This window comes from Pseudarthrobacter sulfonivorans (assembly GCF_024391045.1).
GTDB classification, from domain to species: Bacteria; Actinomycetota; Actinomycetes; order Actinomycetales; family Micrococcaceae; genus Arthrobacter; species Arthrobacter sulfonivorans_B.
On sequence record NZ_JANFCZ010000001.1, the window covers coordinates 1 to 18764 of the forward strand.

Sequence of the window (18764 nt, forward strand, 5' to 3'; positions counted from 1 at the left end):
CTGGAGCTGCGGCTAACCCCGCCAGCCATAAAAGCGTTGTCTGGTTGGGGGACACAAGACGAACCTTCCGCCCTACCTACGTCTGAGTCGACAGAAACTCATGATGTGGCGGAAGGGGAGGCCGCGGTTTCGACGTCCAGCACGTCTGACATCGTGAAGGCTTCACAGGCTGCAACGGACGGGTATTCGGAAGCTCAGACAACCGATGCCCCCTTGGGCGAGCAGGCCGAGATTTATTTGGCGCTGCGTTCACTGGTCGAAGAGTATGCAGGCGGTGAGACGTCCCTCGCGGCCGTGGAGACTGTCCGAGGACTATTGGAAGCCGGTGTTGCAGCTGAGGCATTGAGCACGCGTCTCCTGGCCAAGATCGACCAGAAGTCGGCCGCGCTCGATGCAGCAGCCGTTGAACAGGCGAAGCTGCGCCACCTCATAGACGACCTCGAGCTAGACGCCTGGGACACATGGGAGCAGCTCGAAGCCCAGTATTCGCGAACCCGAAGTGCCCATGACGCAGAACTCAAGCTCCGGGCGATGCTGGCGAAAGCGGGCGGTGACGTCGACTGGACCCAGCTAGATGAAGCTCCACCTGCCGAGCTTTCCGTGCCGCAAAACTTCAACAGCCTGGTGGAAGCCTTTGCTGACCTTCCCTATGTCTTGTACACGGGGGACAAAGACGTCACCGCAGGCCTTGACAACCATGATGCGGTTGGCCGCTGGTGTGGCATGACATGGAGCATTCTGGTGGCGCTCAACGACTACGCGCGATTCAAGGCCCAAGGGGACGATATCGGGGGCGTGCAGGCTTACCTAGAAAGCCCTCCGCCAGGTGGCCGAACGTACCATCCTGGGCGACACGCTCGAGATGAAAGCGAATCCGTCAAGAACAATCCAAGCTACTCCGTTCCGCGGACCTTGGTCGTCCCAACGATGGTTGATCCTAGTGGCGAGGCGTTTATGGGGGCGCATTTCCGCATAGCAAAGCATGGATTGGTGTCCCCGAGGCTGCACTACCTTGATGCGACCGCAGTCGCGGGAAAGATCATCGTTGGCTACATCGGGCCACACCTGCCGAACACGCAGACTAACTAGCTGTCAGGGCCTGAGCCTTCTATATTGTCCCAAAGGAGATCAACGACTCGCTGCTGAACGCTGGGGCCCATTTCGCGAAGAACCTCAAAGAAATCCCTGGCAATACCCTGAGCCACATGTTCAAGCATGGGTTTCAGCTCGCCGTTCGAAACCGACACTGCCGGTGATGCCTCGTCGTCAGTGCTGGGAGTATCCTTCTCGGCGCTAGTGCCCTGATCGCTTTTTGCGGCGTAATTTTCGATGTTTAGCGGCTCGGCCCCAGCTTTAGGTTGGCCGTCGCCGCCTTCTTGGGAGTCCGCAGCTGGGTCTACAGCTTCGGTGGCACTGGGGACGATGAAGTCCGCAAGCATTTCCGGAACCCTGTCGGCGCGCAGGATAACGTCGAGATGGTGGACTGTACGCGTCAAAGCAATGTAAAGGAGTTTGTCCCCTTGCGCTAGTTCCAGTATTGCTTCTGGCTCGACGACTACCACGGCATCAAACTCAAGACCCTTGGACTCCTCAGGGGAAACCAAATTAATGCCCTGCGACAACCCACCATCGGCCGATTCGCTGTACTTGATTCCAGCTGAGCGGAATGCGGTGCGAACGGAAATCATCTGGGCTTCCGCGACAACCACGCCGACAAACAAGCCTCGTGAACTGTAATCCTTCACCGACATCACTACCGAGTCCATCAACTCGTCTGCGGCCACAACATGCCATCGTGGCTCTTCTTCGATCTGCCGCGGGAATGCCTCCGGCGCAGCCAGCCCGGGCGCTGCCGTGGCGAGGACTCTTGCTGCGACCGCCAAGACAGGTGCCGGGACGCGATAACCGATGCTCAGCTCAGCTTCAGTGAAGTTACCTTCGGTGCCAAGGGTCGTTAGGACTTGGTTCCAGTCTTTGCGTGAATAAGCTGAAGTTGCCTGAGCGATGTCGCCAACCACAGTCATGGACCCGTTCTGGCTGCGCCTGCGGACTGCTCGGAGCTGCATATAGGAGAGGTCCTGTGCTTCATCGACGACAATGTGCCCATATCGACTGAGCGTGCCACTAATTGCATCTGCCGCACAGTCGATGACGCCCAAGTCCGCCATCGTCCACGGCTCGTCCCCGATTTTCGGGACCGCTGGCCTGTAAAGAAGCCCAACTTCAGATTCTGTGGCGCCTGCTCGAATGAGCCGATCCTTCGAGCCGTATAACTCCCGAACAAACTGCTGGGGAGAGAGCGATGGGTACACCCTCTCGGATTGCTCTTCCAATGAAGCTCGGTCGATCAGCGGTGCGGAGTCCCTTCTTCCGGCGTCTATCCTGCCAGCCACGGCAGTTTGTAGGGCAGCTCGGAATTGAGCCCGACGGCGATTATATAGACCGCTGTTGGCGATACCTGCCAGGAGCTGTTCGACCTCCTCCTTCGAGACGGAGACAGACAGTGCAGTATCGGTCCGTTTCACCTCAAGCCCATCGGCTGGGACGCGCGCTCGTCCACCCAGCCCCTTCTGGACGATTGACTCCATTTTTGCAGAGCCCTTTTTGCGCGCCACGTCTGGCGTGTCGAGGCCCCGCGGAACGAAGTCGCCCGCAAGCAACTGTGCAAGCGACTGTTGAACAACGTCGATATCTCCGAGAGTGGGCAGTACGCGCCGGATGTACTTTGTGAATGTCGGGTTGGGCCCGACGACCAGTACGTCTTTCGGCTGCAACTCTTCTCGGTGGTTGAACAGGATCCAGGACACACGATGAAGGGCTACGGCGGTCTTGCCCGTCCCTGGGCCGCCCTGAATAACGAGCAGTTGGTCCTTGGGGGCTCGGATGATCCGGTTTTGTGCGGCTGTGATGGTCCGCACGATATCTCTCATGAACTCGCCGCGACCACGCCCAAGGTCCTCCAGCAATGGGTCTTGCTCACCGACGAAAGTTCCCGCCGAGATATCGTCGGAAAGCTCCTGGAAGATCACGTCGTTGAACGATTCGATTCGGTTAAACTTCGTGGTGAAGATTCGCTTACGCGTAAGCCCTCGTGGTTCTTCGTGCGTTGCCTCATAGAAGATTTCGCCGACTTGCGACTGCCACGGAGCAACAAGGAGGTCATACTTTTCGTCCCGGATGGCGACGCTGCCAAGGTAGATGGTCTCGCCATCCTCCAAGTCCATTCGGGCCGTGGCGACCGCCTCGGAGGGCTCAAGGGTTCTGCGGTCCATCAGCGCCGCGCGCTGACTTGAGCGCTCGTGGACGTTGCCGCTGACTGTCGAGGAGCCGACGTCGGCGCGCCGCTTGTCGTAAGCCTGCTTTGCTACGTCAAAATAGTCTTGCTCCAGTGCCTTTTCGGCCTCAAAAGCGTCGTGATCTGTGTCCTGCAACTGTGCAGTCATGGTGCCCCCTGTGACTCGTGGAACAAATTAAAGCAGAGGGGAGCGACAACGACGGTATATGGCATGCGCGTCTATGCGAAGGTCGACCTTGCGTCGAACGCCACTGAGGTATTGGCGGTCAAGACCGGCTGGATGCCAAATACGAATCGTCACGAGTACGCGAAAAATTTCTGCCTTTCCGCTGGTGCAGGGGCTGTACGATTTACAGGCAAGAATCTGGGCAATAGCCTGGTCCAATGTCTAGTAATGCGGGCCGAGTGCCGGACGATTTCGATACGAGGCTTCGCGCTGCTGCTTTTGCCTGGCTCACGAGCAAAACGCTCCAACGCACAGGGAACCTTACTTACTCCGAAGTCCAGAGTTTTATTTTTGACGGACGGCCAATTCCGCTCAAGGATCGAGTCAAGGGGATATGGAAACCCGCAAGCTTATCTTCGGCACTTTCGATAACGACGACCTATCGTCCGCCGGGGGTTCTTCGGCCCTACGACGATCTAATTCACGAGGATGACGGGCTGCTGAGGTATAAGTGGGAGGGACTCAAACGGGATGAGTCGACAAATCGCTCGTTGAGATCGGCGATGCAGTCTGGTGTTCCGTTGATCTGGTTTTTCGGTGTCGGAAAAGGTGTCTTCAAGCCGATTTTCCCGGTTTACGCCGTCGATGAGGAAGAGGAGAACAGGCAATTCATTATTGACGCTGACCCCGCAGCTATTGCCGATCATGCGGAAGGCATCGCGGAGCAGTTCCTTCGTCGATACCTCAAAGTAGAAGCGCGGCACCGACTTTTCCAAGCTGTCTTTCGTGGAACAGTGATGCGCGCTTACAAAGGGCGATGCGCGGTGTGCCGTCTTCAGCATGGCCAACTGTTGGACGCTGCGCACATCATTCCGGACCGCGACGAGGACGGTATTGCGAGCGTCGTCAACGGGATGGCGCTCTGCAAGATTCATCATGCAGCGTTCGATGTCGGCATTCTGGGCATTCGGCCGGACCTCGTGGTCCAGATACGGTCAGAACTGATGCGTGAAGTAGATGGCCCGATGCTTCGGCATGGACTGCAGGAGATGCACGGGAAGCGAATCGCAGTGCCGAGTGCGAGAGCTGAGAGGCCACGAGAGGACCTTCTTGAGCGCGCTTTCGAGCGGTTCCGGCGGGCTGGCTAAAGAGAGTCAGAGCTTGTCAATCCAGGTGTCTTCATCTCGATTGTCCCAAGCAGATCCCGAGGTGGGCTTGGACGGGAGGCTTCTCTCTGCGATACGCCGGAGTACGAGGCGCACATCCTTTGCCAGAAGGTCTCTTATGGTAGTTACCCGACGGACAGTGCAGCTCTCGATAATTGCTCGCCGCTCGTCCATAGAGTCGATACCAGCGGCGGCAAAGGCATCCCGGAGCTGCTGCACCTGGATGTCGCGGATTGGTATGTCGGCGAGGCCTTCAGGCACGTTGTCGGGCTGGGCAAAGATGTCAAAGGTGCTGTCGTTCAAGGTGCTTCCTCGTCAATTTCTCAGGGCTCTAATCCTCCCATGCACCGGCTACTCCAAGGAAGCAAGGATATCGGCGCGTGAACGTCCAGTAGCTCCCGGGCGGGCGTTGACGACTTCAGGATTGGGAGAGCCCTCTCGTGGCATTACTCTGAGCTAAGTTGATGGTCGGCGATCGCCGAAGATGGGGGAACACAATGGGGCTTTCCAACCGCGAATACGTCGGACGTGCACTGGAGGCGTTGGCCACGGATCTTGGGTCGTACATTGCGTCCGTGCTTGCGGGCGTCGCGCCTGGCATCTCCTGGCCCAAGCTGCTGGAACACAAGGACGCAAGCGCGGGCCGAGCACCCACTACGTATTCCGCCTCTGATCTGAGCGTGCAACTGCGGGTTATGACGGAACCGTTGGGATCCCTTGGTTATCCATTCAACCTCGCCCACGACGCCCGCAGCTACACATCGGAGCTCCGCCAGACCCGTAATCTCTGGGCCCATAACGAGGCATTCGACGACGCAGACACCTACCGCGCGCTCGATACTGCTGGGAGGCTAGCCAAGCACTTGGAGCTAACCGGAGCAGCGGAAGAACTTGGCACTCTTCTCGACGAATTCAAGACGCGCGGAGAAGTCGTCTTAGTACCCGAAGTCACAGAGACGACCGTTGGAACCGAATCTGATCAGCCGGTCGGCCAGCCCGACGCGGAAAACCACAAGCTCCTGCAGCATGCGGTGAGCGTCGAGATCACGGCGGCGGAGTCTCTCAGTTACGCCATGGTGCACAACGGCTTCAAGTTCGTGCGGCAGATCAAAATCACCAATCCCGGTGTTGAGATCCGCGGCGCCGTCGTTCGGATAGAGGTCCATTCCAGCGCCGGCAAGATTTCAGAAGACTTCCAGCAATACGTGGATCTTGCGGCAGGCCAGGCCATGGTCCTGGACGACGTCGACGTGCACGTGTCCGCCACGACCATGTATGAACTCAACGACAAACAGCCAGGGCGCCTACTGGTAACGATCGAGTCCGCTGCCGCCGGCGCGGAAGCCGCCGAAATCGGCAAGGGAGAAGCGAGTCTGCAGCTCCTCCCGGCCCAGCTCTGGATCGCAGGCAAAGGACTCGTTTCCTACGAATTCCTGGCAGCATTTGTCCAGCCACATCACCCTGCTGTTGCCCAGCTTGTCTCCGAAGCATCCGATGCTCTAGGAAAAGCCACGGGCCGGAGCAGCCTGGACGGCTACACAGAAGGCGCAGAGCGCGTGGACGACATCGTCTTCGCTCTCGCCCAGGCAGCCAGCCAACGCGACATCCGCTACAGCATGCCACCCGCCAGCTGGGGCTTGCAGGGCCAGCAGGTACGCACACCAGCCCAGGTTCTTGAGGGCCGCCTAGGCACCTGTCTCGACACCACAGTCGTGATGGCAGCAGCGCTGGAGTTCTGCGGAATCGCGCCGCTCCTCTGGGTCGTGGACGGTCACGCCTTCCTCGGATACTGGCGAGAAGACATGACCTTGCCGACGGCAGCATCGGAGGACGCCCTCGAACTCGTGAGTCTCGTCCAAAGAGGCTTCATTGGCTTGGTCGAGACCACCGTGCTTACCGGCAGCCACCCGATCACGCCAGCACTGCTGCGGAGCAGCCCCGAATCTGACTACATCGAAACAGGCCACGACAAGATCCAAGCCGTCACCGACGTCCGGCGGGCGCGATTGGACGGAATTTATCCTCTACCTGCGCGGACAACCAACGAGTCCGGGGCGCCCGTAGTCACCAACTACGTCCCGGAAGCCAAAGCCGCGCCAGTAGCACCCGAAAAACACGGCCGGGGAGCGGCGCCCGGCCGTTCGACGTCGAGCATTCCGCCCCGGGTTACCCAATGGAAGAACGCCCTCCTGGATCTCAGCCTCCGCAACCGGCTGATCAACTTCACGGACACCGCCCGTTTCCCGCTCGCAGTCCCCAGCTCGTGGATGGGCCGGTTTGAAGACCTCATCAACAACGGCACTCCCATCAGCCTGCTCCCGGCCAACCAGCTCAGCGCCATCCACCAGGAACGCGGGATCCGGTTCGGCAGGGACCTTCCCCAGGACGAGCTGATTGCGTTGCTGAGCTCGAAGAAGGCCGTGTTTGCCGAGGTGACTGAGGACGCCTACAACGCCAAGATGCGTGGCCTGGCGTACAAAGCCAAAACCCAGCTGGAGGAGACCGGCGCCAACAACCTTTACCTGGCCCTCGGCAGCCTCCTCTGGGAACTCGATGGCCGCACACTGCGCTCGCCGCTGGTGCTGGTACCCGTGAACCTGACCTCCGCCGGAAAGCAGGGCCTCTATCGGGTCACCCTTGACGAGACGGGTCAGTCAACGCCGAATTACTGCCTGCTGGAGAAGCTGTCCCAAGCGCACGGGCTCAAGATTCCCGGGCTGGCCGAACCTGCCGAAGACGGCTCGGGCATTGATCTCGACGCCGCTTTCCACGCCGTCAGGGAAGCCGTCTCCGCCAAGGGCCTCGCTTTCCGGGTGGAGAACACGGCGGACCTGTCGATGCTGCAGTTCGCAAAGTTCCGGCTCTGGAAAGACCTGGACGAGAGCTGGGAGCAGTTCGGGAAGAACCGCCTCGTGGACCACCTCATCAGCAGCCCGACCGAGCTCTTCCAGGATCCCGTGAAAGCAGCTGAGGAGCCTGACCTCGACGCCCTCGCCGCGACATGCCCGATCCCCGCAGACTCATCCCAGCTGCAGGCCGTTGCTTCCGCCGTCGCCGGCCGGACGTTCGTGCTCGAAGGACCTCCGGGGACAGGCAAATCCCAGACCATCACCAACCTGCTGACGCGGGCCATCGTCGAAGGTAAACGGGTCCTCTTCGTTGCTGAAAAACGGGCCGCCCTTGATGTCGTCCAGAAGCGTCTCGAAGAGGTGGGCATGGGTCCCTTCTCCCTTGACCTGCATGACAAGGGAAGCAAACCAGCCATGGTCCGCGCCCAGATCAAGCAGGCACTGGAGCTTAGTCTCAGTTCGGATCAGCAGCGTCTGGACACCGCTTCTACAGACCTGGCTGCTGCACGCCGGGGACTCGTTCGCTACGCCAGCCACCTTCACGAGGAGAACGGCGCTCAGCTGTCGCTGTACAGCGCGCGCACTAAAGCGCTGACTTTCGATCCCAGCGACCCTATGCTCCCGCTGACTACGCAGTTCACGTCCACCGCCGACGGCACTGTCCTCGAGCCGGTCCGGGCGCTGCTTCGGGAACTGCCCGAATTCACCGACAGGGCCCGTCCAGCAAAGAACCATCCGTGGCGCTTCCTCGCGACTCCACCGGATGCAGCCGACGCCCTTCGGATTACGGATGCGGGCCGCCGCATCGATGAAGCGCTCGACGCCGTCCGTTCAGTTGATGAGTTACTTTCAGTTGCGGTGTCGGCGACCTCCTCCTCGGAGCTTCGCGTCCTTGCTGCCCTGCTTGAAGACCGCAGTGTCCCGGTTGGGACACTGGACGACGTTAGGTCCGGTCAGTGGTCAGCCGGAGCGCAGCATCTTGAAAACTTGGTGGCAGCATTCGCGGCTGTGAATCATCCCGGTCTGGACAAAGTCCGGCCGGAGGCCATGGATCTGCCTCTTCCGGAGATTCTCGGACGCGCCGAGCAGGCCGCGGCCAGCGGCTTCTTCGGGCGCAAGAAAAGGCTGCTTGCGGTGGCCGCCGAGCTCGACGCCGTCATGCACCCGGGGGCCGGGATCCGGCCCAAGGAGCTGGTACCACTGCTGCAGAATCTCGCAAATACGCAGCATCAGATCCGTGGTCTTCAAACCGAGGCACATGGCATCCCCGGTGTGGCCGTCCCGGAAGGCTGGAACCCTCTTACTGAGCCTGCCAAGGAGGCCCTCAACCGCAGGCTCGGCTGGTTGCGGTGGGCAGCGCAGGCTGTCCAGCCAAGCGCCGGCAACGAGGCTCCGTTCCAGACCCGGCTGCGCGCGTTCCTTGAAAGCGGCCGACCGGTACATGAAAATGTGATCGCGTGGCTGTACGAACTGGCCGCTTCGTGGGATGCACTCACCGAAATTCCTGCCGTGGACGCTACTGAGCTGGAGCGGTGGACGGGAGCCACTCCGTTCTTGGAAGTCTGGGGGGACACTCGTGGAGCACGTGCCCTCGACGCCACAGGATCCCACAGCCTGGACCGGTGGCTTGAGCTGCTGCGCCACGTAGAGCCGCTGAGGTCTGTAGGGCTTCCGGACGTCCGGTCGTCGATCCTCAATGGTGAACTCGAAGCCGATGACGCGGCAACGGCCTTTGAACGGGGACTCGCCGAGAGCTCCCTGGAAGAACGGAAGCTGGCGACCGGTCTGCAGGATTTCGATGCCAGTTCCCACGAACGCGCCATCGACCGCTTCACGACGCGAGCCACGCTGGTCCGTGAGCTTCTGAAACGAAACTTGGCCGCCGGCGTCGTAAATTCCCGGCGCGTTTCCTCTTCGTCTACATCTGGACGCATGGGGGAGCTGCAGCGCCAGCTGACCAGGCAACGCGGTGGCCTCACCGTCCGCAAGCTGATGGAGGGCTATGCGGACCTGATCACACAGATCATGCCCTGCACGCTGGTCAGCCCTGATTCGGTGGCGCGGTTCTTCCCGGCGCGAGCGGATCTCTTCGACATCGTGGTCTTCGACGAGGCCTCCCAGATCCGTGTGGCTGATGCCGTGGGTGCCATGGGGCGCGGCGCGTCAGTGGTAGTGGTCGGTGACAGCAAGCAGATGCCGCCAACGTCGTTTGCTGAATCTTCCAGCGATTCCTTGGACGAGGTGGAGAGCGAGATCACCGCAGTCGAGGACATGGAGTCGATTCTCTCCGAGTGTGTCGAGGCGCGGGTCCCGCGGCAGTGGCTTTCCTGGCACTACCGCAGCCAGGATGAGTCCCTAATTGCGTTCAGCAACCAGCAGTACTACGACAGCAAGCTGTCATCGTTCCCGGGCCCGTCGCACGGCGCACCCAATCCGGGGATCCATGGTCACGGCGTGAACTTTGTCCGGGTCAACGGCCAGTTCCATCGCTCGGGCCCCTCCAAAGTCCTGCGCACCAACCCTGTGGAGGCGGCTGCCGTCGTCGAGGAGGTGCGGAAGCACTTCAACGGTGCCAGCGACTCGCCGTCAGTCGGCGTGGTCACGTTCAACCTGCAGCAGCGGGCGTTGATTGAGGGGCTCCTGCGAGACACGGACGATGCCCGGATTATCAAAGCCCTCGATGAAGATCCCGAAGGATTGTTCGTCAAGAACCTGGAGAATGTCCAGGGTGACGAGCGGGACGTCATCCTCTTCTCGACGGGCTTCAGCAAGAACGACAAGGGCTACCTTCCGCTGAACTTTGGACCACTGAACCGTGCCGGGGGAGAGCGCCGGCTCAACGTGGCCGTGACACGTGCACGCCGGCAGGTCATCGTGTTCTCCAGCTTCAGCCCATCAGAGCTGCGGGCCGAGGAGACGAGCTCCGTGGGCATCAAGCACCTGCGTTCCTACCTGGATCTCGCCGAGCAGGGGACGGGCGCCCTGCCCTATGACGGACGCCGTAGCGCTGCCGTGGACCTTCACCGGGAGGAGATCGCGGACGCACTGCGGGACCGGGGCTTTGTGGTGGCCACTGACGTGGGATTGTCGGACTTCAAAGTGGATATCAGCGTTGCCACACAGGACGCGCCCGGTCGGCAGTTGATGGCCGTTCTGCTGGACAGCCCTGCCTGGGCGGCCCGGCGCACGGCTGGAGACCGGGATGGTCTTCCCGGTGACGTCCTGACTCGGATGATGCGCTGGCCGGCTGTGGAGCGGGTTTGGCTGCCGGCGTGGCTTAGCGACCGGAACGTTGTGCTGGACAAGCTGGAGGCTGCTTTTACGAAGGCCAGTACAGCCGCTGCGGGGCCCGATGAAGAACCAGCTCTCTCCGGGGGAGACGAAGACTTGAACGACGAGCCGGACGCTTTCATGCCGGGCGTCAATCCTCTTCCGCCAGCCTTCACTTCCGCGTCAGCTGATACGCCTGCCTCGTTGCTGTCTACGGCGGGTGGAGGATCCAGGCAAGCGACGGTCATCGTCGAGTCGGGCCGCCTCAAATACAAGCCATGGGCTGTCCGTCGCCTTGGAGGCAGGGACGTGCTGGACGCGCTGCCTTCCCGGCGTTCCGTGTTTGCCGTTCGTGAAGCCCTCCAAGCGATCGTTGAAGCGGAAGGCCCTGTCCACCAGGAGCGTCTTGCCAAACTTGCCTGTGCCGCGTTCAACCTGAACAAGATGAACCCGCAACGCGCAAACTCAGTCCTGGATGTGGTGGATGAGTCCGTTCACCGCAGCGATGCGGACGGGTTCATCTGGGACGCCTCAATAGACCCCAAAGAGTGGACTGAATTCCGGGTGAACGGAGAGGAAATCGACCGGAAGCCCGAACAAATCAGTGTGGTCGAGCTACGCAATGCGATGGTCCACGTCGTTGGCCGTTCTGGGGGTATCTCCATCCGCGACCTGCACCGAGAGTCTCTTAAGTTGTTCGGTAAGACCCGAAGGACTCCGGCGGTGACGGCTCGGCTTAACGAGGGGCTGCAGTATGGCTTGGATACGGAACGCCTTGAATTGCGTGGCGAGGTGGTGCATCTTGCGGGGTAGCTCAAGCGAGCAGCGCCGGCTTTCTCACCGCGCACGAGAGTAGAGGCCGATGGGCTGGCGGGTAGCGGGCGTTGTCATAGCCTGGATTGCGTTCAGTATTGCCTTTCAGCAACCTCCGCTGGCCGTCCCCTTGGCATGTTTGGCCGGTTGGCTCTTCGGCCGCGGGCGAGAGCAGAGGGTATCGACGGCTCAACCGCCCGTCCCAGAGGATATCCAACCCCTGGAAAGAGCGCAGTCAGCGCCGGCCACGCCTGGCCCAGTGCCGGTGTCAACAGCAGCTGTGCCGACGGCAAGGTCAACAGCCGTGGAGGCGCCGAAGACGGCAGAATCCCCGAAGGCTCCGCGGCAGCTGGACAAGCCTGTACCGCAAAAACGGCAGCCGCGTGCCTCGGATGGGCCGGCACGGCCGAGTGCCCCGGCTATCGTGACGAGAACCTCGACCAATGACTCTGGCACCAGACTCCTGGACCCGTATGTCGGAACTGAACGCCGCTGGACTCGGAGTGAACAGGTGCAGCTCCTGGACCACTATGAGCGGGGACGAGACATACCGGGGATTGCCGCAGAAATGCGGATAGATCAACGAGAAGTCGCCATCCGGCTCATTCGATTGCTGTTGTCTCCTTCGGGAAACATCGCAGACGAAAGCGGTTGTCCCCGGCACGGCAAGAAATACGACACAGACGAAGTCCTTAAAATCGAAGATCTTCACAAAGGCGGCCTCCGGCTCCGCTCCATTGCGAATGAGGTCGAGCGAACGCAGCTCGGAGTAGGGTGGAAGCTATTAAGCCTCCATGTGCCGAGCGTCCCAGCAAGTTTGCGAGGGGACCTGCGCTCCGACAACATGACCTGAATTTGAAGGCGTGGCCGGGCATGGTCCGCCTGCGTTTTACACACGCAGGCGTTACGTGGACGCGACGGTGTCCGATGTTATTTCTTCCGCGCCTTCTTTATGATTTCCGCTGCTTGACGGTAGGCCGCTTTGGCCTCAGGGCTTGTGGCTGCACGATACATCCTCTTACCGTCTTCGAATAGTTTCTTGGCTTTAGCCTGCGAATCCGGGTCTTTGGCCAGGGAGTAAAGCTTGGCCCCACCGGCTTTTGCTTTGCCCTTTGCGTCTATCAATAACGCTGCAGCTTTGTTTACTTTTCCGGCCACCGCTGACTCCTTACCCTCCATTGTTCTTTTGCGTGAGACTAGTCCTGCATGAGCATGCATCAGCCGCGTTTAGCTGGCGTCACTGTTCGGCGAATCACTTGTGACGACTTCGTCACGGCGACGCTCTTCGGGCTCCACCTTTACCGAGCTGCTGGCTCGCTGCGCCTCAATTTGGCCAGCAACGCGGATAACCGCATCCCCACCAGCCTTTGCAATGCCCACCGGCACCGCTCGGGCTCCCGAGGAGACCACATTGCCAGTGGTTTTGGCGAAGTCGGTCAAGGACTTGCGCCAGGACTCCCGTTCCACTTCGCCGGTGGTCAGGCCGTCGAGACCGTAGATCTGAGCGAAGACCCCAATCAACTCCACAGCGCGCTCCGCGGAATCCAGCAGCATCTTGCTTTTCTGCGGACTACGGACCCGATTGAAGTCACTCACATTTGCTGCTGCCGTCAAGGAATCAACCAGCTCCTGAACCCTGGCAGTGACAGCAGTGGATCGATTGGCTGCAGCTGATCGGATCGCAGCAGCATGCGCTTCAACTGCATCGGGATCGTGCTGGCGTACATGCACAAGTTCGAGGGTCTCGAGCCGCTGCTGATTTGCCTGGGCCGCGGCAAGGATAACGAGCCAAGAGCGCAGCTCTTTGGCGGCAATGGTTTCCGCAGCAGAGGCCTTTTCTGCCAGCGACTTGGCGTTGAGCGTCTGGGTCATGGTATTGATCTGGGCCAGAGCATGAGAGCTTGCCTGTGCCAGAGACGTCGCGTGGCCGGCAATCTGAGACCAAGCCGTTTCGCTGATTCGTCCTGTCGCCTCATAAAGCTCGAACGCGCGGGTCAGAACCACCGTTAGGCCCTGCACGTCGCCCAGAGCCTTGGTTCTGTTGTCGTTCAGCAGCCGATCGAGCTTGACGTCCATGGCTTCCGCCAGATCTTCCAACCGGGCAACTGCGCTCCTCAACGCCATCGTCGCCGTCAACGTGGCGAGGTTCGCCATAGCCACCGGATTGATACCGCCCGTGGTGAACTGCGCAAACGAATCAATGCGGCCCATGGAACCGCGAAAGACTCCGCTGAACAAGCCATCTTGGGACAGATTGAACTGGGCAAGTTCTGCAAGCCTACGGGTGGACTCCGGAGTGAGCTGCACCCAGCTACCATCTATGGCGGCCGCTACTGCGGCAATCCCCGTTGCTTGGGCCAGGAGGTCAGCGGATCCTTGCCCCAACCGATCTGCATGCGTGCTGTCAATGTCCAACTTTGCCATCAAAGATTTAACCAGGCCAGGGTCTCCTGTCAGGACGGCTGCGTCGCCGGAGACGTGGATGCCAACTTCAGTCGTTTCGCTCATGTGAGCATTCTGGCACAGCGAGTAACCGACGACGGCACGCCAGTAACGAGGGGGAGAACGGCGTCCACGTGAACGCGCTGGCGAAGCATTTTGCGATCCGCCTGGCACCGCGGATCCGTCCTGTTGACAAAACCGTTAGTGCGTTTTGAACAGGGACTTGGGTTAGCCGCCACTGACGGCCCCGTAACCTCGGCGCACACACGCCATTCGAGTCGCGCCCGGGCGCTACACTGAGGCTGAATTAGCCCACCTGGCACCTGCCGAACGGGTCAGCAATCGGAACGGCTTTATGCGTTTCATGGGGGAGAAGGAGCCGATGATCGGCAAACTCACTAGGCGTATCGCTTTGGTTGTGGTTGGTGCGCTCATTGCGGTTCTGGCCGTTGCTGGTGTCAATATGAACGGGTTCAACCCCTTCCAATCAATTCGGACCGACCGGAGTCAGCCCGCGCTGCTGAAATCGATCAAGGACGTAAGTCAATACCACGCCGCCATTGGCAATTTTGAAGTGGTGGTTGACGTCGAGGACGGCGCCGGGTGGATGCCTGACATCATCGCCGGACGCCGGACACTGTTTGTCGCGGCGGGCACCGTCAACACCTACGTCGATCTCTCCGGCCTCGCCGACAAAGACCTGATGCTGTCCCCGGACGGGAAGACGGTGACGGTGCGGCTGCCCGAGGCGCAGCTCGACAGGCCCAATCTCGACCACGACCGGTCATATGTCTTCAGCCAAGCCCGTGGCGTGCTGGACCAGATCGCTGACGCGATCGAGGTGCCTCAACAAGCACAGTTCTTCAAACTCGCTGAAACCAAGATCACCACCGCGGCGGAGGAGTCGGAGCTTCGAAAGCAGGCCCAGGACAACACACAAGCGATGCTGACCGGCATGTTCAGCCGGCTCGGACTTCAGGTCACGTTCCTCGACAATTAAGCGGGCTGGGCCAACTGATCATGGGGTTGTGTTCCGAATCTCGATACGTCAATTGCCGCAGGCTACAAGTTTCGCCGTAGTGCCCCATACGGCTTGGCCCACGCCCAACAGTTGAACGTTGGCGTGGGGGCACTTACTGGTCCCGCAGTGTCGTTCGGCGGAACCGCTGAGCGCCCGATTCCGGTCTCGTGTGTATCTATGGCGGGCCCGGCGTCGCTCGGCATACGGCTCGTCACAGTCGGTCACGACCGAGGCGCTGGCTGAGGCGGTGTCTAGATTTATTTCCCCTCGGGCAGCGCGATTCCCTGTTCCTGCCACTGACCGTAAGTCATGCCCGTTGAAGGGATACGCCAACTGGTCCGGCCGTTGGTGGTCCGTCCCGCAATGACAGCACCCGCCGCACTGGGACTTTTGAAAACATGCGTCTTCCCGAAACGGGCTGCGGGCCCATCAGCAATGAGTACGCCCGCGGCGATCAGTTTTTGGTGAAGCTTGTCGTAGGCGTGATTGGTCCCGACCCACGCGGGCCGAGCTGCCGATCCTTCAAGAACGGCGAATTCGCCGTCAGTCTCTTGAGCATAAGCAGTAATTCCGAGGTTGGTAAGCGTCATCTCAAAGACCGGGGAAGTGCTTCCCGTGCCTGCCGGGCCACTGGCAGCTTCGCTTGGGGTGGGCAAGCTGCGTAATGCGTCGACACCAAGAACCGGAAGAATGATCTTGGCCTGATCGATGAAGTACTCCATGTCCGACCTGTCGGCTTCGGGGAGCGGAAGGGGAGGCGGTGCAGTCCCGTTGGTGACAGTGGTGCGGCCTGCGGTCTTGGCGATGTTGATGAAGCGGCTTTCCAGGTATCTGGCGTGCGCTTTTGTGAGGTTAGCGTCCTTACTGGTAAGGACGATGGCGCGGTTCCAGAAATCCTTGCCGCCCTTGTCTTCGGGTTTATGGTGCATCTTTAGGCGTTCGCCGACGTTGTCGCCTTCGCCGATGTAGATGAGCGTTTCATCTGGATCCTCCACACCATATCCGACCAGGACGTAGATGCCCGTGCGTTGGACTTCTTCACGGTGAAGCAGCTCAGCAAGGTCAGACCGGCTGGCCGCGATGACGTGCCCAGTCCAGTTCATGATCTCTGCCGTCAGCATTCCCCCTGGAGTGCCGTCGACCAGAAACAATCGAACCTGCTTACCAACAGCCATGAGTCTCGTCCTCTGAACGTGTGCTTAGGCTCATCCAGCCACGAGCCGAAATGAGTCTAGGGCATTTCCAGCTCTTGTCTCGGCAACGCTTGGAGCGCGATATTCCTGGATTCCCATGAAGGCGTCGGAGTTCCCTAATCCGGTTTGCCGTTCACCTGTGTTTCCCAGACGCCACGCAGGTACGACGACTTAACGATCAACAAACGGCACTATGCAGTATGGATAGGGACATGATCAGGTCGTTTCCCGATGCACCGCGTAGAGCAGGTTGATCTCCCAGCGCCGAATGTCAGAGCCTTCCCCTATGCTCCTCCTGTGCCCAAGTTTCCTGTCCGCCGGTCTTTCCCCAACTGTGCGATTGCCGCCGGTCGCGTCGGCTACGACCTGAGTGCTGACCGTCTGCTGCTTCATACTTTCCAGACTGAGGAGGCCTTCGAGGAACTCCTCTCGACCGGGCAACTCCTGCCGGACCAGCGCTTGGCGGAGCCACTTTTCGCCGATGCCTATGGCTGGATGCAGCGGGAGATGGACCGTCGCTTGCCCACCACTGGAGACGGTGCGCTCTGGTTCTGGGCGCGCACAACCCGTGACTGCCTGGTGGACAGCAGCAGGAACCACCGGGGCGGGGTGCTGCTAACCTGCCGGATCCCTAGGGAGCGGGTGCTGCTCTCACACTACGTAGACTGGCACTGCGCCCTGAACGGATCTCCGCACGTACTCGAACTGCCCGGTGAAAGCGACGACGCTTACGACTCGCGGCGGCACAAGATCTGGGACGAGCTCGATGATCGCAAGCGCGCCGCCGGCGTCTTCCATGAAGGATTCCGGGACTGGCCCGCGGATGTCCGGTGGGACCTTGAGCAGGGCTGGGAGCACTTCCTTGACCCGGCAAACTTTGGTCGCTGGGACGCCGTTCAGGCAACCGCGCACCTGCTGCGCGCAGGAGACGTCGTGGAGGCAGTGCGGCTCATTTCGCGTTAGGCGCTCCTACCCGCATCGCCGCTTCTGTCACTATGAGGTAGACCACACAGGCCCAAGGGGTGCTTTTTTTCAGTAGGTGGAGCACCCCTTTCCACTCAACCCTTGACAGCCAAATCACCTTCTGAGACTGTTAATGCCAGATGGTCAGACCAACGGACCAAGTAACCACTACAAGGAAGTAGCAGCTGTGAATCTCTACTCATTGATGCAGAAGCGCACCGCCACCCAGGGCCCCATCAGGGTGGGCGTGATCGGCGCCGGCAAGTTCGCCTCCATGTTCCTGACGCAGGCCCTCAACACCGAAGGAATTCACGTCGTCGGCGTCGCGGACATCGACGTTCCCAAGGCGAAGGGCGCCCTTCAGCGCACCGGCTGGCCGGCTGAGCGTTACGCCGCCTCGGGTTTCGCCGAGGCGCTGCGCAACGGCACCACATTCGTGACCGACAGCTCGGTGGACCTCATCACGCAGCCGCAGATCGAGGTGATCCTGGAGGTCACCGGCAACCCGATCGTCGGCACTGCCCACGCCGTGCAGAGCATCGACAACGGCAAGCACATCATCATGGTCAACGTCGAGGCCGACTGCATGGTGGGCCCCATTCTTCAGCGCCGCGCCGAAGCGGCCGGCGTGGTCTACTCCATGGCCTACGGCGACCAGCCGGCCCTGATCTGCGAAATGGTGGACTGGTGCCGCACCGTCGGGTTCGACATCGTGGCCGCGGGCAAGGGCACCAAATACCTGCCCGAGTACAACTACTCCACCCCGGACACCGTCTGGAACTACTACGGCTTCTCCGACGAGCAGCTCGCCAGCGGCGACTTCAACCCCAAGATGTTCAACTCGTTCCTGGATGGAACCAAATCCGCCATCGAAATGGCCGCGGTGGCCAACGGCACCGGGCTCATTCCCCAGGATGAGGGGCTCTTCTTCCCGCCCGCCGGCGTCGACGATCTGCCCAATGTCTACCGCGAAAAGTCGGTGGGCGGCATGCTCACCCGCCGCGGTACCGTGGAAATCGCGTCCAGCTTGAACCGGGACGGCACCGAGGTGGACCGCGACCTGCGCTGGGGCGTTTACGTGACCTTCGAGGCCAAGACGGACTACGCCGTCCAGTGCTTCGCTGAATACGGCGTGAAGACCGATCCCACCGGCCGCTACGGATCCCTCTACCGCCCGTACCACATGATCGGCCTGGAACTCGGGGTCAGCATCGCCTCGGCTGTCCTCCGCGGCGAAGCCACCGGTTCGCCCACCGGCTTCCGCGGCGACGTTGTAACCACGGCCAAGAAGAACCTGAAGGCGGGGGAGGTGCTCGATGGCGAAGGCGGCTACACCGCATTCGGCAAGCTCGCCCCCGCACACATCTCCCTGGAGCGCAACGCCCTGCCGCTGGGACTCGCCCACGGCATGAAGCTCAAGCGCGACGTCCCCAAGGACGGCACCGTCACGTGGGACGACGTGGACGCCGACGAGACCCTGCTGGCCGTTCAGATCCGCCGGCAGCTCGAAAGCGAATTCCGCAGCGAGATGCTGTCGGTCCAGCGGTAAGACCATCAGGCCGAGAACTACGATTGAGGGAGTCCGG

General features: G+C 60.7%; 11 protein-coding genes. 6 read left to right on the top strand and 5 right to left on the bottom strand.

Annotated elements, in window-relative coordinates; translation table 11 throughout:
* Positions 1-1089 (top strand): hypothetical protein (locus NQJ30_RS00005; protein WP_255767579.1); only part of this gene is annotated, 1089 nt, incomplete at its 5' end.
* On the opposite strand, the gene NQJ30_RS00010 is transcribed toward NQJ30_RS00005, so the two are convergent.
* Positions 1086-3443, bottom strand: coding sequence for a HelD family protein (locus NQJ30_RS00010; protein ID WP_255767580.1), 2358 nt, complete (start codon positions 3441-3443; stop codon positions 1086-1088). The two genes, NQJ30_RS00005 and NQJ30_RS00010, sit on opposite strands and share 4 nt — an antisense overlap.
* Before the next feature lie 236 nt (positions 3444-3679).
* On the opposite strand from NQJ30_RS00010, the gene NQJ30_RS00015 reads away from it, so the two are divergent.
* Positions 3680-4609, top strand: a complete 930-nt coding sequence (locus NQJ30_RS00015; RefSeq protein ID WP_255767584.1) for an HNH endonuclease — start codon at positions 3680-3682, stop codon at positions 4607-4609.
* Positions 4610-4615: 6 nt separating this feature from the next.
* Here the strand turns inward: NQJ30_RS00015 and NQJ30_RS00020 are convergent, their stop codons facing one another.
* Positions 4616-4930 (bottom strand): hypothetical protein, encoded by a 315-nt coding sequence (locus NQJ30_RS00020; RefSeq protein WP_255767585.1) that lies wholly within the window; start codon positions 4928-4930, stop codon positions 4616-4618.
* A 194-nt stretch (positions 4931-5124) separates the two neighbouring features.
* Here NQJ30_RS00020 and NQJ30_RS00025 point away from each other — a divergent pair, with 194 nt between their 5' ends.
* Positions 5125-11559, top strand: coding sequence for a DUF4011 domain-containing protein (locus tag NQJ30_RS00025; RefSeq protein ID WP_255767588.1), 6435 nt, complete (start codon positions 5125-5127; stop codon positions 11557-11559).
* A gap of 930 nt (positions 11560-12489) precedes the next feature.
* Here the strand turns inward: NQJ30_RS00025 and NQJ30_RS00030 are convergent.
* The gene (locus NQJ30_RS00030) at positions 12490-12717 is read right to left on the bottom strand and encodes a hypothetical protein (RefSeq protein WP_255767594.1); all 228 of its coding nucleotides are present in this window, start codon (positions 12715-12717) and stop codon (positions 12490-12492) included.
* Positions 12718-12786: 69 nt separating this feature from the next.
* On the bottom strand, positions 12787-14067 hold the full coding sequence (locus tag NQJ30_RS00035; protein WP_255767595.1) for a hypothetical protein: 1281 nt from the start codon (positions 14065-14067) through the stop codon (positions 12787-12789).
* Positions 14068-14383: 316 nt separating this feature from the next.
* Here NQJ30_RS00035 and NQJ30_RS00040 point away from each other — a divergent pair, with 316 nt between their 5' ends.
* On the top strand, positions 14384-15001 hold the full coding sequence (locus NQJ30_RS00040; RefSeq protein ID WP_255767598.1) for a DUF4230 domain-containing protein: 618 nt from the start codon (positions 14384-14386) through the stop codon (positions 14999-15001).
* 278 nt (positions 15002-15279) lie between these two features.
* Here NQJ30_RS00040 and NQJ30_RS00045 read toward each other — a convergent pair whose 3' ends face one another.
* On the bottom strand, positions 15280-16197 hold the full coding sequence (locus tag NQJ30_RS00045) for a GIY-YIG nuclease family protein (protein WP_255767600.1): 918 nt from the start codon (positions 16195-16197) through the stop codon (positions 15280-15282).
* A gap of 315 nt (positions 16198-16512) precedes the next feature.
* Between NQJ30_RS00045 and NQJ30_RS00050 the strand changes: the two genes are divergently transcribed.
* Both NQJ30_RS00050 and NQJ30_RS00055 read left to right on the top strand, forming a co-directional pair.
* A complete protein-coding gene (locus tag NQJ30_RS00050; RefSeq protein ID WP_255767601.1) occupies positions 16513-17178 on the top strand; it encodes a DUF3841 domain-containing protein in 666 nt (221 codons plus the stop codon).
* Between the two features lie 187 nt (positions 17179-17365).
* Positions 17366-18727 (top strand): NAD(P)H-dependent oxidoreductase, encoded by a 1362-nt coding sequence (locus NQJ30_RS00055; protein ID WP_255767603.1) that lies wholly within the window; start codon positions 17366-17368, stop codon positions 18725-18727.
* The last annotated feature ends 37 nt before the right edge of the window (positions 18728-18764 follow it).

Excerpts from the sequence above, each read along its gene's own strand:
- NQJ30_RS00010 (WP_255767580.1), bottom strand. The coding sequence starts at position 3,443 with ATGACTGCACAGTTGCAGGACACAGATCACGACGCTTTTGAGGCCGAA.
- NQJ30_RS00015 (WP_255767584.1), top strand. The coding sequence starts at position 3,680 with ATGTCTAGTAATGCGGGCCGAGTGCCGGACGATTTCGATACGAGGCTT.
- NQJ30_RS00040 (WP_255767598.1), top strand. The coding sequence starts at position 14,384 with ATGATCGGCAAACTCACTAGGCGTATCGCTTTGGTTGTGGTTGGTGCG.
- NQJ30_RS00035 (WP_255767595.1), bottom strand. The coding sequence starts at position 14,067 with ATGAGCGAAACGACTGAAGTTGGCATCCACGTCTCCGGCGACGCAGCC.
- NQJ30_RS00045 (WP_255767600.1), bottom strand. The coding sequence starts at position 16,197 with ATGGCTGTTGGTAAGCAGGTTCGATTGTTTCTGGTCGACGGCACTCCA.
- NQJ30_RS00025 (WP_255767588.1), top strand. The coding sequence starts at position 5,125 with ATGGGGCTTTCCAACCGCGAATACGTCGGACGTGCACTGGAGGCGTTG.